16 protein-coding genes and 2 pseudogenes are annotated in these 17,431 nt (G+C 62.8%); 10 read left to right on the plus strand and 8 right to left on the minus strand.

All coding sequences use genetic code 11. From position 1 onward, the window contains the following. Positions 1 to 93: 93 nt before the first annotated feature. The 5 genes from K0817_RS13195 to K0817_RS13215 form a co-directional block, all read right to left on the minus strand. A complete protein-coding gene (locus K0817_RS13195; protein WP_219981959.1) occupies positions 94 to 1,236 on the minus strand; it encodes a polysaccharide pyruvyl transferase family protein in 1,143 nt (380 codons plus the stop codon). Positions 1,237 to 1,509: 273 nt separating this feature from the next. Continuing rightward, a complete protein-coding gene (locus K0817_RS13200; RefSeq protein ID WP_219981960.1) occupies positions 1,510 to 3,639 on the minus strand; it encodes an acyltransferase family protein in 2,130 nt (709 codons plus the stop codon). Then, the gene (gene glf / locus K0817_RS13205; protein ID WP_219981961.1) at positions 3,636 to 4,775 is read right to left on the minus strand and encodes a UDP-galactopyranose mutase; all 1,140 of its coding nucleotides are present in this window, start codon (positions 4,773 to 4,775) and stop codon (positions 3,636 to 3,638) included. The genes K0817_RS13200 and glf overlap by 4 nt, the downstream gene beginning before the upstream one ends. Then, on the minus strand, positions 4,768 to 5,121 hold the full coding sequence (locus K0817_RS13210) for a DUF2304 domain-containing protein (protein WP_219981962.1): 354 nt from the start codon (positions 5,119 to 5,121) through the stop codon (positions 4,768 to 4,770). The genes glf and K0817_RS13210 overlap by 8 nt, the downstream gene beginning before the upstream one ends. Before the next feature lie 10 nt (positions 5,122 to 5,131). After that, a complete protein-coding gene (locus K0817_RS13215) occupies positions 5,132 to 5,809 on the minus strand; it encodes a glycosyltransferase family 2 protein (protein ID WP_219981963.1) in 678 nt (225 codons plus the stop codon). A 188-nt stretch (positions 5,810 to 5,997) separates the two neighbouring features. Here K0817_RS13215 and K0817_RS13220 point away from each other — a divergent pair, with 188 nt between their 5' ends. The 4 genes from K0817_RS13220 to K0817_RS13235 all read left to right on the plus strand — a co-directional run bounded on the left by K0817_RS13220 (position 5,998) and on the right by K0817_RS13235 (position 10,226). Beyond that, positions 5,998 to 6,918 (plus strand): alpha-1,2-fucosyltransferase, encoded by a 921-nt coding sequence (locus tag K0817_RS13220; RefSeq protein ID WP_219981964.1) that lies wholly within the window; start codon positions 5,998 to 6,000, stop codon positions 6,916 to 6,918. Between the two features lie 97 nt (positions 6,919 to 7,015). Continuing rightward, complete coding sequence (locus tag K0817_RS13225) at positions 7,016 to 8,305, plus strand: lipopolysaccharide biosynthesis protein (protein WP_253735378.1); 1,290 nt, start codon at positions 7,016 to 7,018, stop codon at positions 8,303 to 8,305. Next, positions 8,302 to 9,087, plus strand: a complete 786-nt coding sequence (locus K0817_RS13230; RefSeq protein WP_219981966.1) for a glycosyltransferase family A protein — start codon at positions 8,302 to 8,304, stop codon at positions 9,085 to 9,087. Before K0817_RS13225 ends, K0817_RS13230 begins: the two co-directional genes overlap by 4 nt. Before the next feature lie 17 nt (positions 9,088 to 9,104). Further along, complete coding sequence (locus tag K0817_RS13235; RefSeq protein WP_219981967.1) at positions 9,105 to 10,226, plus strand: glycosyltransferase family 4 protein; 1,122 nt, start codon at positions 9,105 to 9,107, stop codon at positions 10,224 to 10,226. A 25-nt stretch (positions 10,227 to 10,251) separates the two neighbouring features. Here the strand turns inward: K0817_RS13235 and K0817_RS13240 are convergent, their stop codons facing one another. Together K0817_RS13240 and K0817_RS13245 are read right to left on the minus strand one after the other, a co-directional pair. Then, the gene (locus tag K0817_RS13240; protein WP_253735379.1) at positions 10,252 to 10,389 is read right to left on the minus strand and encodes a hypothetical protein; all 138 of its coding nucleotides are present in this window, start codon (positions 10,387 to 10,389) and stop codon (positions 10,252 to 10,254) included. Positions 10,390 to 10,638: 249 nt separating this feature from the next. Further along, complete coding sequence (locus K0817_RS13245) at positions 10,639 to 12,549, minus strand: DUF6541 family protein (protein ID WP_253735380.1); 1,911 nt, start codon at positions 12,547 to 12,549, stop codon at positions 10,639 to 10,641. A 229-nt stretch (positions 12,550 to 12,778) separates the two neighbouring features. Here K0817_RS13245 and K0817_RS13250 point away from each other — a divergent pair, with 229 nt between their 5' ends. From K0817_RS13250 to K0817_RS18790, 6 genes and pseudogenes are all read left to right on the plus strand, one after another. After that, entirely contained in the window at positions 12,779 to 13,654 is an 876-nt protein-coding gene (locus K0817_RS13250) for a glycosyltransferase family A protein (protein WP_253735381.1), read from the plus strand. A 46-nt stretch (positions 13,655 to 13,700) separates the two neighbouring features. Next, positions 13,701 to 14,612: a glycosyltransferase gene (locus K0817_RS13255; RefSeq protein WP_219981970.1), complete on the plus strand. Its 912-nt coding sequence runs from the start codon at positions 13,701 to 13,703 to the stop codon at positions 14,610 to 14,612. 14 nt (positions 14,613 to 14,626) lie between these two features. Then, positions 14,627 to 15,490 (plus strand): ABC transporter permease, encoded by an 864-nt coding sequence (locus K0817_RS13260; protein WP_219981971.1) that lies wholly within the window; start codon positions 14,627 to 14,629, stop codon positions 15,488 to 15,490. 67 nt (positions 15,491 to 15,557) lie between these two features. Beyond that, a pseudogene (locus K0817_RS13265) lies at positions 15,558 to 16,208 on the plus strand (ABC transporter ATP-binding protein); the annotation flags it as partial. A 27-nt stretch (positions 16,209 to 16,235) separates the two neighbouring features. Further along, positions 16,236 to 16,298, plus strand: a pseudogene (locus K0817_RS18565) (hypothetical protein); the annotation flags it as partial. 30 nt (positions 16,299 to 16,328) lie between these two features. Further along, the gene (locus tag K0817_RS18790; protein WP_374209550.1) at positions 16,329 to 16,808 is read left to right on the plus strand and encodes an S-layer homology domain-containing protein; all 480 of its coding nucleotides are present in this window, start codon (positions 16,329 to 16,331) and stop codon (positions 16,806 to 16,808) included. Positions 16,809 to 16,843: 35 nt separating this feature from the next. On the opposite strand, the gene K0817_RS13275 is transcribed toward K0817_RS18790, so the two are convergent. Next, a partial coding sequence (locus tag K0817_RS13275) for an S-layer homology domain-containing protein (RefSeq protein ID WP_219981973.1) occupies positions 16,844 to 17,431 on the minus strand: 588 nt, incomplete at its 5' end.

The raw sequence follows: 17,431 nt of genomic DNA on the forward strand, positions 1-17,431 counted from the left end.
AACTCCGAGCGAAAAGACACGATCGCTCAGGTCATTCAGCTTAGTAAACGGCCGTCTCAACCCGAACCAGCTGCGCTCCCCGCAAGAGAATCCTCAGTGGCCGGGATATATCCGCCGCGCCAGCGATGCCTTGCGACGGGCCAGCTGTTGCTTCCTCTTCGGAAAGTTCTCGTTCAGGCCTGGCTCAAGGGATCCGGACGTCGAGATATCGCTCGTGGAGGACCAGCCCGTTCCTAGATCCCTGAGCGAGCCATGCTTGATTCCGTAGTAGTCCGCCTCAAGCTCGATCACCGCACCGCGGGCGCCCGCAGCCGCAGCGAGAAGATGAAAATGGAACCGTGTAGTCAGCCACACCTGCCCAGCTCTCGCAGGGAGGCCTTCGAGCCAAAGCCGCGTGAACGGGTAGAAGTTCACCTCGAGCCCGCGCTCTCGAAGACGCGGCAGGATCCACGAATCATCGGGAGGGATGGATTCCACCAGCCCGATCGGTCCGCGTGCGTGCGCGCGCACGAACTGTTCGGCAGCATCGACCAGTCCCTCCGTCGCATCTTCGTCGACGAAGTCGCCCTGGATGAGCAGCATGACGTCCGGCGTCTCCGTCTTCGAGTACAGGTCACGCGCATTGGTGAACGCGAGGAAGGCATCGTCGACACCTGGAGTTCCGCCAGAAGCCTCTGCGCTAGGCACGTCCCTTGTTTCGAAGACGTCGAAATCCGCCACCCACCCATGCACGGCGGACTGAGCCTCGGCGCTCAGCGGCAACACACCCTGACCTGTTGCATAAATCGGCACTTGAAAGTGCTGCTTGAGCGCGACAAGAGCGGGCAGAAGCAGCAGGTGATTTTCCCATACCGAGTTCATGTAGCCACCTCCGAGCAGATGCACGGATCGCATCTCACGGAGCTGGAGAAGTCCCAGATCCAGCCTCGGTGAGCCTAAGTCCACCACGACCTGCGCCACGTACTCAGCGCTGTCGGCCAGAGGCATGCCGTGACGGCCGAAAGCGAGGTGCCACAGAGTGTTTGTCGTTGTCAATCTCGGATGTACGCCCGCGAAGAGGTGATTGGCTCGCCCGGGCTCTGGGCAGTCGAGCCAGACGGGGACATCGGGGTGGTTCTTGGCCAACCAGTCCAGCCATACGCGAGTGAGTATCTCATCGCCGTAGTTCGGCAGTCCGGCGGCTGAAATCAGGTAGATCGGCCGACTGTCAACGGTTCGGCGACGTCGTTCGAACATGTGCCCCTTTTCGCATCTCTGGCTCCATCGGGAGCGTTGAAGGTACGTGATACCAGTCGAGCATCGGCGTCAGGGCCTTGAAGGAGGCTCGCACGCCCTGCCAGGGGGCGCATCAGCGATCTCAGACCGCACCTTCGGGGGCGACCGGCCTTGCTGGCTACTCGCGACCTCAGACTCGCCGCAGGGTCCGTGGGTTGCACGCATGTGCCCCAAGAACACCATCGAAGACTCGCGACCACAGTACAGCAGGGTTAGCTCAGATGCCGGCGACCACTAGCGCGCGAGCGCTTCGCCGAAGGCGGTCGCGAGCATCCGCACGTACACCAGGTTGAGGTGGTCCGCGTCGTAATAGACGGGTACCCCTCCCACAACGCTGTAGCACGTGTCCGCGTCGCAGAAGTAGTCCGTCAGATCGATCAGTTGGATTCCTGGCCTATCGGCCCGACTCGCCGCGACGACTATAGGATCACTCGGCTGGGCAGCAACCCTCGGGCGAGCGCACTCCAAGGGGTTCGCCTGGTTCAAGACAACGCAGTCCGGATCGCGAACCTCGCCGTTGTATGGAGGGTCGGCAATGGGCGCGACCCGAACTCCGGCGTCCGCCCATTTGTTCCAGTCCGCGAGCAATCCGTCTTGGAATTGCTCTGAGGCAGAACGGCCGGAACCGTCGTCCACTAAGTGCTGCCGGCTGGCCATGGCAGTGAGTACTATATCCGGGCGCGCATGAACGACGGCCGCCGACACTCCGCGGCTCCATCTCCGGCAGGCGTCGACCTCTTCCTGTGTGGCTGGCGAGCGGAAACCGATGTACGCCACGTCTGCAGCAGGGCAGTGCCCTCGATACGCGAGCGTGACGCGCCAGCCGTGCTGCTTCGCGAGTTCGAACGTCGCCCCCTGCCACTGTTGAACGTGGGAGTCGCCGACCATCCATACCTCGCTGGCGTCAGCATCTCCCTCGGAATAGTCGCAGATGATGACGGGGACCAACTCTCCTTGGGAGGTGTCGGGCCGTGTCTCACCGCATTCCTCGGGGTAGTGAAAGTACTCGTTCCGCTCCGTCATATAGGTCGTCGATGCGGGACCGAACGGATCGACGCAGACGGATGTGGCAGAGAGCGCGGCTGGACCGTCGCACGCTCCTGACGGGATGGGAGCATCCGGCGAGTCCGCCGCGCTCTTCAGCTGATACGCGCCGAACAACCCTCCCGCCAAGGCGATGACGATGCCCATACCGGCGAGCATCAGTATGACCGAGTGCCTCGTTGAAGTGCGCCAGAACCTCCACTCCCGCCCTGGATCCTCAACGAGCAATTTCGTCAACCACGCCAGCAGCACAGCCGACGAGAGAAGAGCTATGCGGGTGAGAGCGTTGAGTTCCGCCCGCAGCAAGAAAGGCGCCACTACGATGAGCGGCCAGTGCCAAAGATAGAGCGAGTAGGAGATCCCACCTATCCACTGCACCGGACGCCAATCCGTGATCGATGAGTGCCACAGACGATGACCCCCGCTGCCAGCTGCGATGATCGCGGCGGTTCCAGCTACGGGGAGAAGCGCGGCGACTCCGGGAAATGGGGTCTCCGGGCCGTACACCACGGCGGAGACAGTCACAGCCGCGAACCCGGCTAGGGCGAGCAGATTCGCGACGAGCCGAGGCATCCGGATCCTGGAACCAGCAACCGCGACGACACCACCGAGCGCGAACTCCCAGCCGCGGGTAAACGTGACGAAATATGCCTGCGCTGGCTCTGCGGCGGTGTACGCGACGCTCGCGCCGAATGAGACGACAACGACGCCCAGGAGCAGGGCAAGGACCACCCGGTGCGGCCCGACCTGCCCGAAGAAGCGCCCGCAGGCGAGGACGCCGAAGCCGATCAGCAGCGGCCATACGAGGTAGAACTGCTCCTCGACCGAGAGGGACCAGTAGTGCTGGGCAACGCTCGCCGAATCATTCAACGCGGAGTAGTTGATCGAGAGACCGGCCAGCAGCCAGTTCTCGACATATCCGGCGCTGGCCGCAATCTCGGCGGCGTTCCGCTCCCAACGTGGATACGGCAGAAATGCCCAGACGAGGATCGCGGAGATCGCCAGCACGAGCAACGCGGCTGGCAGCAGCCGGCGAATGCGGCGTGCATAGAACGCTCCCAGCCGGATCCGCCCTGATGCAGCGACCTCCCTGAGGAGGTGACCGGTGATGAGGAATCCCGAGATGACAAAGAAAACGTCGACGCCGACGTATCCGCCGGTGAGCCGGGTCGGCCACAGGTGATTGATAACGACGGCTGCGATAGCAACGGCTCGCAACGCCTGGACATCGAGGCGAAACCCGCTCCTCGACGGCTGCGCGTCCGACAGATCTGAGTTCGGCGTCGCTGACCCTCTTCGGGAGTCGAGGCGAGTGCTCACGCGAGTTGGTTGTTCCACATCGAGAGAGCAGAGCCGATTGCCATGTGCATGTCGAGATACTGATAGGTACCGAGCCGACCGCCGAAATGGACGTTCACCTCGCTCTTGGCCAACTCACGATAGGCGAGGAGGCGGGTGCGGTCCTCCGGAGTGTTCACGGGGTAGTAGGGCTCGTCCTCACGGGACGCGAACCGAGAGAATTCTCGCATGATGACCGTCCCGTCGGACGGGTAGCGCTCCTCCCGCTCCGGGTGGAAATGCCTGAACTCGTGGATCCGGGTGAAAGGGACTCCCGCGTCGGCGTAATTCATGACGGGCGTGCCTTGGAAATCACCGATCGGGAGCACCTCCTCTTCGAAGTCGAGGGTGCGCCACGACAGAGCGCCCTCGGCGTACTCGAAGTACCGATCGACGGGACCGGTGTAGACGATCGGCACGCTGCCCACGGTGGCGGCCTTATTGAGCGGCTGCGACCCATCGAAAAAGTCCGTCGACAGCTTTACGTCGATGTTCGGGTGGTCCGCCATCCGCTCGATCCAGGCGGTGTAGCCGTCGGTCGGCAGGCCCTCCCACGTGTCATTGAAGTAGCGGTTGTCGTAGGTGTAGCGCACCGGCAATCGACTGATGATCTCCGCTGGGAGTTCGGCGGGATCGGTCTGCCACTGCTTCGCTGTGTAGTCCCGGATGAACGCTTCGTAAAGCGGACGTCCGATGAGCGCGATGGCCTTTTGTTCGAGGTTCGCAGCGGTCTTCACGTCGAACTCACCGGCCTGCGCCTGAACGAGCGCCCGGGCTTCGTCGGGCGTATATGCGGCCTGAAAGAATTGGTTGATCGTGCCGAGGTTGATCGGCAGCGGAAACACCACACCCTTGTGGTTCGTGTACACGCGGTGGACGTAGTTGGTGAAGGTTGTGAACCGGTTGACGTAATGCCACACGGTTGGATTCGAGGTATGGAAAAGATGCGCACCGTAGCGGTGCACCTCGATACCGGTTGTGGCCTCGTCCTCGCTGTACGCATTGCCACCAATATGGTGACGACGATCGATGACAGTTACCTGACGCCCTGAAGCAGCCGCGCGCTCTGCGATGGTGAGACCGAAGAATCCGGAGCCGACGATGAGGAGGTCAGTCATTGTTCGTCTCCGGGTAGTGGACGGTGTCAAGGGCGAGTTGCCGCGCAAGCTGGGTGATCTGCTTGTCCTGCTCGCGTCGTTTTCGGGCTGTGGTGACCGCATTGGCGACGAAGACCACGATCAGCCCGTATAGCAGCAGATCAGCGCCGCGCCCCACACCCACGGCGACGGCGACGTTGTTGATGATCTCGGGAAACACGATCGCGAAAATCGCCACGACGAGCAGCATCACGAGCGCGATGGTGCGCAGCGCCTGTCCGCGTGCGGACCCGGTCGGGCGCAAGAGGACGATGGCGAGGATGAGAAACGCCGCGATAAGCAGCACTTTGATGATCAACTGATCCATGTCGCACCCCCTACTTGATGAACAGTTCGCTCAGGATGTTGACCGAGTTCCACATCGACTGACCCTTGGCGCGGGAGTAATCGGTATAGAGAATCTGTACCGGCTGCTCCGCATAGCGAAGCTTCTTCGCACCGATCTGGCCGACGATCTCGCTGGCATGTGCCATCCGATTCTGGGTGATCCGGATCCCGGAGGCCGCCGCGCGGTTGAGGGCACGCAAGCCATTGTGCGCGTCAGTGAGTTTGACGCCTGTTGACACACGTTCGAAGAGCACAGCGGCGCGAAGGATCAGCTTCTTTAGCGCGCCGGCGTTGGTCCGGTCGTCCAGGAACCTGGAGCCAATGACTATGTCAAGCGGTTCGGTGCGCAGTCGCTCTACCATCGCCAACGCGTCCTCGACTCGATGCTGACCGTCGGAGTCGAATGTCACGAAGTACTCCGCGCCGGGCTGCGCCAGGGCGAAGTCGAGTCCGGTCTGCAGTGCGGCTCCCTGTCCTAGATTGATGGGGTGCCTCACGACGATCGCCCCGCCGGCGAGCGCCTCCTCCGCCGAGCGGTCCCGACTGCCATCGTCTATGCAAACGACGTTCGGAAACGTCTTACGGGTCTCTCGAACGACTTCTTGCACAACGGTCGCTTCGTTGTATAGCGGAACGACGAGCCAGGTGTCGGCGTTGGCTGAGGGCATGACGGCTTTCTCGATCGACAGGAGGGTCCAGCAGATTCTACTGGTGAGAGGGCCGGGATCTTCCTGTATGGGCGGCCGGTCATAGCCTCGGCTCCTCCGCCGCCTGGCCCACGGCGCCTGACGATAATCGGGATAGAGTGCGGTGCACCTTTCTCACAGACTGATCAACGCCCCACGGAGAGCACATCATGGCCCCGGTTAGAGACATCAGCGACGGCATCTGCGCGTACCTGCAGGGGGGCTTCGGAAACCAGCTCTTCATCCTCGCGGCCGGATGGGCACAGGCCGACCGACTCGGCTGCCCGTTGTACGTCGACGCGTCCCGCTTCCTGGCCGACGACTGGCTGGAAAGGGCAAAAGAGACCCCGCGCGAGTACGAACTCGCGTCCATCGACTTCCCCGGCATCCTGCTCCGAGAAGACTCTCCGTGGTTCCGAAACTCACCACGGCGCCCTGCAGTGATCCGCCGGCCGGGTCGCCGATCTACGACGTTGCGGGTCTATCGGCAGCCCACGATCAACTACCACCATGACATCAATAGGGTCACGCCGGGAACAACCCTGCTGGGATACTTCCAATCGTGGCGATACTTCGATCCTGTAGCGGACCGACTCGCTGACGCACTCCTCTCAGCACCGCTCAGCGACGCTGAGTCGGGGACGCTACGTTCGTTCGAACGAACCCCCGCGATCACAGCACACCTTCGGCGGGGCGACTACCTGACTCCCGAGGCCGCCCGTCATCATGGAATAGCGAGCGCCGACTACTTCGTCCGTGCCCTCGCGCTACTTCGGACGCTCGCCACTCCCACCGTATCCGTGCGGGCCTTCTCCGATAGCCCCGACCTCGTTCGACGAGAGCTAGCCGACGTCGAGAACTTGGAACTGGTGGACGACGTGACGTCGCTCGGGAGCATAGCGACGGTGCGTGCCATGAGCGCTGGAGTCGGTCTCGCGATGAGCAATTCGTCCTTCAGCTGGTGGGCCGCGTGGCTGATGTCACGGCGCGACCCGGTCGCCCCCGTCATCGCGCCACGTCCATGGCAGGCTGACGGCCAAAGCGGGCATGATCAGCTTCTGCCTCATTGGCTCACGCTCGACGCTCGATGACGCCGACCGCGCGGAATTCTCGCGTGGAGGCCGGTGATAAAATCGAAGCACGCGCTGCGGTCCGTCCGTGTGCATCGACGAGCAGAAGGTGCAAAGAATGACCATGCCTTCCTCGCCGCGGCGGCGCATTGCGCTGCGGGGCCCCATGGATGCACGCACAGCGAAGAGCACCGGATACCTCCTGGGCGCTCAGTTCCTGCGGAACCTGGGGCCGCTTGTTATTCTGCTCCTGTTGGCTCGACTAACGGATCCCGAAACCGTCGGGGTGTACTCGCTCGCCCTGGCAATCGTGACCCCATACTTCGTTCTCGCCCAGCTGGGCATGCGGACGGTGACACTGACGCTTCAACCCGAGGCGTCCTTTCGCAACTACGCAATCGTGCAGACCGGATCGATTGCATTGGCGCTGATTGCGGCGGTCGTCGTTGGCGTCATCAGCACCCCGCAGCTAGCCGTGATCCTCGGCCTCGCCTCGTGCCTGAAGATTGCGGACGCCTTTTCGGATTTCCTCTCCGGCCCTCTGCAACGGCACGGGCGATCAGTCACCGTTTTCACTTCGAGCCTGATCTCGGCGACAGTCGTATCGATCATCGCCGGGATCGTCTTGTTCGCCACACGCGACCTCGTGCCCACCCTGGCCGCTCTCGCTGGCGCGTCTCTCCTTGCGGCCTATGTGCTCCTGTTCCGCCCCGCCAAGAGGCTGTCGCGGAGCGTCGAGGCCGCAAGACCACCGAAAGCCGCAGGATTCCGTGCAGAGGCACGGCGCATCTTTTCAGCCGGGCTTCCGCTCGGCATGTCGATGGCGCTGATGTCGCTCATCTCAACCGTTCCGCTGTATGTCGTGACTGCGAGCTTCGGTGAGGCGGAAACCGCCCGCCTTGCTGTGCTCCTCTACGTCTATGCGCTGGCCGACATCGTCACCGGCGTCGTATCTCAGGCCTGGATCCCGCATGCTCAGGAGCAATTGCGCGCCATATCGTTGCGTCCCTCGATTCTGGCGATCTCCCGTCGCGGCGCAGCTGTATGGACCGTTGTCTACATTCCGGTGACCGTGATCGGACTGGTACTCGCTTCCTGGCTCATCCCCATCCTTTTTGGAGCCGCGTACAGGCTCACGCTCGCCGAGGCCATACCCCTTGGAATCGCAGTCGTACTGCTTCCGAGCGCGCATTTCATGGCCACTGCGGTCGCGATCCAGAACCAATACGTCCACGCTCTGACGCTCTCGGTCGGATCAACTGTCTTGTCGCTCGCTGCCTGTGTGCTTCTGATTCCGCCTCTCGGGATCGCCGGCGCGTTCTGGGCTCTCGCGATCGCTGTCGGAGCACGGGCCGCCATCGCGGCGATCATCGTCGCAACACGCACGGGCGGAAGGCGAGCGCCGTGACCGAGATTGGCGTTGTCATCCCTGCGCACCGCTTTGACGATTGGCTGGACGAGGCCGTCGAGTCTGTGCTCGCGAGCCAGGATGTAGACCTGGAGCTGGTCGTTGTGGCAAACGGCATCCTCGAACTCCCCCACCGTCATTGGCGGGATGATCCACGGGTCGCTGTGGTGCACGACCCTTCACCGCTCGGGCCGACCAAAGCCATGATCCTCGGCATCGAGTCGACACAGGCGCCGTTCATCGCGCGTCTCGACGCGGATGACCGCATGTCGCCGAGTCGGCTCAGTGCGCAAGTCTCGCGCCTCCGCGCCCAGCCAGCAGCCCCAATGGTGGGGACAGCCACACGGCGGATCACAGCCGAGGGCGAGCCCGCAGGCTCGATCCGGATGCCGGTCGGCGACGATGTCCGTCGCCACCTCGTTCTGTCTAATACGGTTCCCCATTCGTCGGTCATGTTGCGAAGGGTGACGCTGGAGGCTGTTGGTGGCTATAACCCCGCCCTCCCGCAGATGGAAGATTACGAGCTCATCCTCCGCCTGGCACAACAGGGGCCGATCCCTGTGCTGGACGATGAGCTGACCGAGTATCGAGTGCATCCGGGTCAGATCAGCCGTGGCGCCGAGCCGCGGGGACTCCACATCGAACGTGTCAGCCATGAGCGCCGTCGACTGGGTGACGTGATCGGCATGAACCCAATGGCGGTCCGTCTCCTGGACCTCGTGTGGAAAGCGGCTCAGTTTGCCCGCTACTACCGCATCACGAAGCCCGGGCATGAGTACTGAGGAAACCGGGCCTGCTTGTGAGAATCGCGTTCATTGTGAACAACTTTCCGCCTCGTACGGGTGGCGTCGAGCTACACGTTCAGGCACTTGCGCATCAGCTCGCCGAGCTCGGCCACACACCGATAGTGATCACCCTGGATAGAGAGCGACAGCAAGGGTACGACGGTGATGTGAGGGTACTCAGCCTTAGGGAGCATCTTCGGGTCGCGGACACGCTCGGGTTTCCTGCAATCGGATCTCGGCGGGTACTCACCCGCTTTCTTCGAGCCGAACGGATCGACGTTGTCTCCGTCCACACCCGGTTCTTTCCCATGAGCTTCGTCGGACTGCGCGCAGCGCGCGCCGCCGGCGTACCCGTCGTTCACACCGAACACGGCAGCGACCACGTCGCGAGCGACTCCGCGGTCATTCGCATCGCAAGTCGGCTCGTCGACGAAACGGTCGGTCGCTGGGTGCTCCGCCACGCGGATCGCGTGCTCGGCGTGTCCGAGGCCGTCACAGCTTTCGTTCAACGTCTTGCGCGCGTCGACGCCCAGGTCTTTTACAACGCCATCGATGCGCCGGCATCAGCTCCTTCGACGCATACACAGGACACGCGCCGCATCGTCTTCGTCGGGCGACTCGTGCCAGGTAAGGGATGGGACGCGTTCCTGGATGTGGTTGCGCAGCTGCGTACAGAGGGAGTCAGCATCAGCGGCGACGTCATCGGCGACGGTCCGGAGATGGCAGCTGTGCTCGCGCGGGTGCAGACGCTCGGGTTAGAAGCTATCGTGCGTGTTCACGGACGGCTCTCGCAAAACGAGGTGCGACGGCTACTCCGCGGCGCAACCCTTGTCAACCCGACGACTCTATCGGAGGGGTTCCAGACGACATTGCTGGAAGCGGCCGCCGAAGGAGCACGCGTCGTCACGTATGCCGTTCCCGGGGCCGATGTGCTCCGCGGACAGGGCGCTCCCATCGTCATTACGGAACGGAAGACGCTGTCGGCACTCTCGACCGCCCTCAAGGGCTGTACGGGCACGGGCTGGTCACCTATCCCCGCTGAGACGATCGTTGAATGGACGTGGCCCGCGCGAGCGCGGGAGTTCGCTGCCATCTGCGAGTCGGTGCGCCATCGGGCAACGCCGGCCCAGGATTGAATTGGCTGGTTGCCGCAACGAGCGACTACGCGGTGATAGAGCATTCGAGCCGCTCTGCCGGATCCTTGTCGCTCTTCGACTGGTTCGATGCCGTCGAGGCAGCGGTCAGCACGTACGCCACGTCGATGTCGTTGCGAAAGCGCGTCGATGGTTGTCGGACCATCCAGATGCAGCCGACCGTCACACCTCAGCGAGAGCGACGACATGAGCGCGCGGGTATCGACACGAAGCCGTTGCCTTTCGTCGGGAATCGTCCCCCGTGGACCGCATCGTCATCCTAGGCCCGCATCCACGCGCCTACTGGTCTGCGCCCGCCATAGGCGGATTCCGGGGGCAGGGGCTTTGCCCGGCGATGGCAGCTGGCTCCACTGGCCGTCTCGGAACTCGCGCAGGCGCGTGAACCGATCGCTGCTCAGCAGCCGACGATCCGGTAGAGCCTGGCCTCGCCCTGCTGGTCGACGAGTTCGAGCGCATCCGATTCATCGAGGTCGGTCAATCCCGGGAAGACATTCGCCGCGCCGTGGATCTCCTGGGTTCCGAAGTCCAGAACGTACTCAACGTTCGTCTCCTCAACTGCATCGCACGCTGGGCTGCCAGGGCTCGCCTGATTGAGACCATTGAGAACTTCGTTCTCGGCGTCGGTTGTGGTGGTGAACATGTGTGGGAGGACTACCGATCGGTCCGCAAGCGCATACGCAAGGGCGGTTCCCGTCCACGGGCTCCCGACGATCACGGCGTCGGCCGGGACCACTTCCTCGAGCCGCGTCAGAAGCTCGAGCTCATCGCTGGTAATCAATCGCGCCGAGGGCGACGTTCGGTAGGCTTCACCGGCACGGGCCACGGCGACCGGAACCGGGCTGATCGCCGGTAGTTGGGTCGCCAGGCAAGCAGCGACGACGATGACCGAACCCACTGCCCAGCGCACGGGGCGGGCAGGAGCGACACGCATCTTTCGGATCCAGGGCCGGCTTCGGAGCCATGCCCACGTCGCGCCAGCGCCGTAGGCTCCGACAGGTACCGCCATGATCGGGAGCAGAGCCGCCAGCCGAGGCCGATTGTTGTACCAGCTTCCTGTGAGCGCGTCCCGCAGGTCTGGATAGGGCAGCGACGTCACAACGACGTAGAGAATCGCAGCGACGGCGAGCATCCCGGCGGCCGCGAGACCCACGGCGCGATGACGGAGGATCGCCCAGACGATTCCGACCAGGGCGAGAGAAGTCCCAAGCACAGCGGGAACTCCGTACCACGCCGAACCGGTGAAGACCTCGAGGACCGCGTAACGGACGCGCAGCTCGATCGGCCAGTCGCGGCCGCTACTTGGTCGCAGCACCATCAGCAGTACGAAACCCACCACCAAGTAGGCGATCAATGCGACCGCGACTAGGAGACGCCGGTCCCAGTTCGACGCCCTCGCGAATCCGCGTGCTGTCAGAACCGCGGCGATAGGCACAGTGAAAGCCATCCACGCCACAAACGCCCCCGGATGCGCGAGGAACACCCCCGGCAGCATTCCGCCCAGAAGAACCCAGCTCTGCCATGGACGGGTGCGCGGGGACGCCTTGCCGATCCGGGTGGCGCGCAGCGTGGCTGCAATCGTCGCTGGAAGCAGCGCGACACCGAGCTGGTACGGGTAGAGCACGCCGTAATCCATCATCAACAGCGGGAAGAGCGGAAACGCCGCCGCGAGGATTCCGGCAGTGAGGAGAACAACGCGGTTCTCGCCGAACAGTTGGCGCGTCAACAGAACCACACCAGCAGGCCAGATCAGTGCGCTAATCACGAGGGTCGTTGCATTGACGGCAACCAAGGAACTTACACCGCCGAGCTGGGCCACGAGAGAGACCAGGTCGTGCCAGGCGGCCGGATAGAAGGCAGCCGAACCCGAGTGATCCGTGAGGTGTCCCACCCAAAGCGACGACGCGTTCTGGGTGTCAAGGATGAAGGTGACAACATTGAGATGAAACACATTGTCGAATGTGTTCGAGAAGTTGTCGGCGGCTCCGATGACGGCGACTACTTGGACAGTGATGATGAGAGCGGCGATTCCGATGGCGAGCGACGTCCAGAAGCGGAGACGACGCCTGCGCATCGGCTCGCCAAACCTGCGGCAGAGCAGCCAGACCCCGACAGCCGCCAAGGCCGCGAGCGCAATGACAGGAAGAATCGACCAGGGCACCCCGACAAGAGGAGCGATGATGGCGGCACCACCCACGACCGGAATCGCGATCACCGGCGCCGTGGCGAACAACCAGAGCCGCCGAAGACCGAGAGCCGCACCTACCGTTCCCCCGATGAAGAGCAATACCCCGGTCAGCACGAGCACCGCCCAAGCGAGTTCCCACCACACGAAGTCCGGCCCTTCTGTCGGCGCGTATCTCGCAGCGACCGCGGCCTAGATTATCCGACTCTCACTGGGAGACCGGGCGGGAAGGTGATGCTCAGGTTCACCCGACTCCAAACGGATAGAGTAGGCAATCGCGTCTGTGCCCGTCAGCGCAACCTGTTCCCTGATCCCGTGAGGTCTTGACCGAGTGTCCGAGCACATCGAACGCGTGAGCATCGTCATCCGCACCAAGAATCGAGCGCAACTCTTGCGGCGGGCCCTGGATGACATCCTCGCCCAGACGTTCCACGAGTGGCACCTCACGGTCGTCAATGACGGCGGCGAGAGCGCCCCCGTCGACAAGCTGGTCGCCGAGAGGAAATCGACGTTCGCAGGGCGCGTCGACGTCATTCACGTCGAGGGCGGAACCGGATCGATGGAGGCCGCCGCGAATCTCGGTGCGCAGCGTGCTCGAGGCGACTTCGTCATCATCCACGACGATGACGACACCTGGGCAAGCGACTTCCTCGCGGTCATGGTCGATGCGCTCGACGCCGACCAGGATGCTATCGCGGCCACCGCCCGCACAGAGATCGTATTCGAGCGAATCGACGGGGGGCGCGTGGTCGAGATGGGGCGCTCACCGTTCGTTCCGCCGGGCGAGATGGTCACGATCTACGACCTGCTCCAGACGAATCGGGTCGTTCCGATATCGCTTCTCGTGAGGCGCGCTGTCTACGACGAGATCGGATGGTATGACCCGATCCTGCGCGCCGTCGGAGACTGGGAATTCAACCTCCGTCTGGTCCGCCACGGTCGAGTGATCTTCGTTGGCGACGAGCCGTTGGCCTTTTGGCATCAAAGGCCGCACGCCACCGGACCAGCGTCGAACAGCGTCTTTGGCGAGAGTCTTGAGCACCTCCAATTCGATCGCATGGTTCGCGACCGTGAACTTAGGGACTACATCGATCGCAATGGCATTGGTGGACTCCTCTACCTGTCGAAGTACATCGAAGAGACAGCGCGCTACTACTCCCTGCAGCAAACCATTCGCCGCGCGGCCGCGCGCGTTGTCGACAAAGTGCGCATCCGCCGCCGTAGCTGACGCCACTACGTTCTACCTCTGAAGCCCTATAGAGAGGCTCCTCATCGTGTCCAAACGCACCGCTGCCGTCGTCGTAACGTTCAACCGCCTAGAGAAGCTCAAGACGGTTCTCGCAAAGCTGCACGCTCAGACAACACCGCCCGAGTGGATCGTAGTGGTCGACAACGCCTCCTCGGACGGCACGGGGGCTTTCCTTGCCGCGTACCAGGGCCGCCCTGTGGAAGTCATCCGCCTCGAGGAGAACACGGGCGGCGCTGGCGGATTCGCAACGGGAATGAAGTACGCGTACGAGCTCGGCGCTGACCTATTCTGGCTGATGGATGACGACTGCTATCCGGAACCCGACTCATTGGAAAAGCTGGTCATCGGTCATGCCGACGCGATGTCAGCGATGCCGGGCGGCGTCCCCTTCGCTTGCTCCCTCGTGCACTTCTCCCACGACGAGATCGCCGAGATGAACATTGCAGCACCCGATTGGAAGTGGGCGCGCCTATGGGCCAAGGGTCAGCGCGCGGTTCTCGTACAGACCTGCTCGTTCGTCTCCGCGCTCTACACACGTGAGACGGTCGAGAGAATCGGTCTGCCGCTGCGGGAGTACTTCATCTGGTTCGATGACGCGGCGTATGCGCGAACGGCGAGCGTCGGAATCGGCCCCGGCGTGTGCATTCTGGACAGCAAAGTCATACACGACACTCCGGAGAACGTCGCGGGCGACTTCTCCCGCGTCGACAGCCGCAACATCTGGAAGTTCGAATACGGCGCCCGGAACGAAGCATCCTACTTCCTACACCACGAATCGCTCATCTCGTACCTGCGCTTCTTCGCACGCGTCGAGATCCTCATGCACCGCGGGCGCGTTCCGTGGCGACTCCGCCGACGCATCACCGGTCGGCTGCTGGCCGCGATCCGCTTCAACCCGCAGCCGGAGCACGTCGTCCCGGCGCTCGCGCAGGTCTGAGCCGGAGACGCTGAATGCGCAATCCCAGCGAGGGTGCTCTCCTACAGGAGCCAGGTAAGGGCCGTGGCCTACCCGATGTCTTCAACCATCGACACCTGCTGGCGCTGATCGTTCGCAAGGAGATCCAGATCCGCTACCGCGGATCGATATTCGGGTGGCTCTGGTCCTACGTCAAGCCCGTCGTGCAATTCGCGGTCTTCTATGTGGCTTTGGGCGTGTTCCTCGCGTTGAACAAGAGCATCGACTACTACGCGATCTACATCCTCGCGGGCATCACGATCGTCACGTTCTTCAACGAAGCGTTCTCTAACGGAACGCGCTCGCTCGTTGACAACGCTGCGCTCATCAAGAAGATCTACCTTCCGCGAGAGTTGTTTCCGGTGGCCAGCGTCCTCGTCGCGCTGGTGAACACGATCCCGCAGATCATCGTGGTCATCGGAATCGCGCTCATTATCGGGTGGGCGCCTACCGCAATTCAGGTGGCAGCGATACTTCTAGGTCTTGTCATCGTCTTCATTCTGGCAACCGGCCTCGGTCTGCTGTTCGGTGCCTTCAATGTCACCTACCGCGATGCGCAGAGCTTTGTAGAGATCATTGTGATGTGCGCAGTCTGGGCATCGCCGGTGATGTATCGCTGGGAGATGGTTGCACAGAGCGTCCCCGAGTGGCTCTTCGTTCTCTACAGATTGAACCCGCTCACACCGGCGGTCGAATTGTTCCACTACGGGATATGGAACCCGCTCGACCCACGCAATGCACCACCCCTTCCAGGTCTTTGGCTCTTCTCTGGATTTACTCTTCTGATCTCGATCGCGCTGTTGATCGTTGGTCAGTTCGTGTTCCGCCGCCTGGAGGGTCGTTTTGCCCAAGACCTGTAGCACCGAATCGCCGCGCATCGTCGTCGATGAGGTTCATAAGAGCTTCAAACTGCGCCACACGCATTCGATGAAGGAGACCTTCGTCGCTGCGCTCAAGCGCAAGCCGCTGACGACCGATTTCCATGCACTCGACGGAGCCGACTTCGAGATCGGGCAGGGAGAGTCGGTTGCGTTACTGGGCTTCAACGGCTCGGGCAAGTCAACGATGTTGAAGCTCATCTCAGGAGTCCTCACACCCGACAAAGGCAGGGTTCTGACCCGCGGTCGTGTCGCCGGTCTCATCGAGGTCGGTGCCGGCTTCCACCCCGACCTTTCCGGTCGAGAGAACATCTACTTGAACGCCGCTATTCTCGGGATGACCCGAACGGAAACCGACGAACGATTCGACGACATCGTGGCCTTCAGTGAGATCGAGCAGTTCATCGATACGGAGGTGAAGCACTACTCGTCGGGGATGTTCCTGAGGCTCGCCTTCGCCGTCGCCATCCACACCGAAGTCGACATACTCCTGATCGATGAGATCCTTGCAGTCGGCGACGAGCCGTTCCAGCGCAAGTGCCTCGCACGCATTCGCGAACTGCACGCGAGCGGCAAGACGCTCGTCGTCGTCTCACATGATCTCGGCATGGTCTCGCGCCTGTGTGCCCGCGGAATCGTGCTCCAAGACGGGAAGGTCGTGTTCGATGGGCCATCGACCGACGCGGTCCACGCTCTTCGATCCCTCAGCCGCTCACCGTTCACGGATGTCGACAGATCACATCCCTACTACGAGGACATCCTCGAGCTGTCCGAGGCGCTCGTGCTGCAGCCCTACCCGAGTGAGTCGGGAAGGGAAGAAATGCGGCTACAGGAGTCCGTCACGTTCGGCACGGTGGCGCTCGCGTTCCGAACATTCCTCGGCGACAGTGGTCGTGCGGCGGGTCGGCAAGGCGCTGGCGCCACGGACGGGCAGGACCTCCTTCCCACTCGAGAAGCAAGCGCCGTGAGCTGGCTGCAGGACGTGATCGGCGATCATCCGGGCCTTCAGACCTCGGCGTTCGAGGAAGACCGGGCGGTGATGCGTGGAGAGTTCGCCCAACTGCTGTACCTGTTTGCTGGTGAGCCTGACGCTCCCGGCAGGATCCCCTTCGCCGACGTGTCGACGGGAGACCCGTTCATCGCTGCGATCTCCTGGCTGTACGACGCCGATATCTCACGCGGGTGGGGAAATGCCCGCGGTCTGCCCGACTTCCGACCCGCGGTACCCGTCACAAGAGAGACCCTTGCCATCATGCTCTCGCGCTACAGGGGCAACCACCGCCCGACGCTCGCAGAGTGACAACAGCTCTCCTCCTGCTGAGGCAAGCTTCGTGATCACGCGTTGAGGTAGGCGTGGAGTCGGTGCAGGAATGCCGACATCACGTCACGTGTGACCACGCCCCCTGGCCGATACTCCACCACACCGTCGACGGTCCAGCCAGCGCTGATCCCCGTAGAGGCCATCCATGCGATTTCCTCGTAGAAGACGTTGTCCACCGCGACGTCCGTGAACGGCGAGACTGTCGGCGCGACGAAAGACGGCTCACCGGCCATCCGATAGAGGAACGCGGCCATGACGTCACGGGTGACCGACGCGCCCGGACGATACTCCAGCGAGTCACCCACCTCCCAGCCACCACTGATCCCCGTGGAGGCCAGCCATGCGATCTCTTTGTAGAACGTGTAGGTCGCGGGCACATCAGCGAACGGCGACACAGCCGGCGGCGTGTACTGCGGCTGTCCTGCGAGCCGATACAAGAACGCCGCCATCACATCACGCGTCACCGCCGCGCCCGGACGAAATTCCTTCGCCCCATCAGGAAGCGCCCAACCAGTCGAGATCCCCGACGACGACAACCAGACGATGTCCCTCGCGAACACGTTGAACACCGGCGACGACGACACCGACGACACATCCACAAA

The sequence above is a fragment of the Microbacterium sp. HD4P20 genome (assembly GCF_019449275.2).
GTDB lineage: Bacteria > Actinomycetota > Actinomycetes > Actinomycetales > Microbacteriaceae > Microbacterium.

Bases quoted from the DNA above. Each gene is read 5' to 3' on its own strand.
- K0817_RS13215 (WP_219981963.1), bottom strand. From the start codon at position 5,809: ATGCCCTCAGCCAACGCCGACACCTGGCTCGTCGTTCCGCTATACAAC.
- K0817_RS13220 (WP_219981964.1), top strand. From the start codon at position 5,998: ATGGCCCCGGTTAGAGACATCAGCGACGGCATCTGCGCGTACCTGCAG.
- K0817_RS13240 (WP_253735379.1), bottom strand. From the start codon at position 10,389: ATGGTCCGACAACCATCGACGCGCTTTCGCAACGACATCGACGTGGCG.
- K0817_RS13225 (WP_253735378.1), top strand. From the start codon at position 7,016: ATGACCATGCCTTCCTCGCCGCGGCGGCGCATTGCGCTGCGGGGCCCC.
- K0817_RS18790 (WP_374209550.1), top strand. From the start codon at position 16,329: ATGCGGCTACAGGAGTCCGTCACGTTCGGCACGGTGGCGCTCGCGTTC.
- K0817_RS13210 (WP_219981962.1), bottom strand. From the start codon at position 5,121: ATGGATCAGTTGATCATCAAAGTGCTGCTTATCGCGGCGTTTCTCATC.
- glf (WP_219981961.1), bottom strand. From the start codon at position 4,775: ATGACTGACCTCCTCATCGTCGGCTCCGGATTCTTCGGTCTCACCATC.
- K0817_RS13260 (WP_219981971.1), top strand. From the start codon at position 14,627: ATGCGCAATCCCAGCGAGGGTGCTCTCCTACAGGAGCCAGGTAAGGGC.
- K0817_RS13195 (WP_219981959.1), bottom strand. From the start codon at position 1,236: ATGTTCGAACGACGTCGCCGAACCGTTGACAGTCGGCCGATCTACCTG.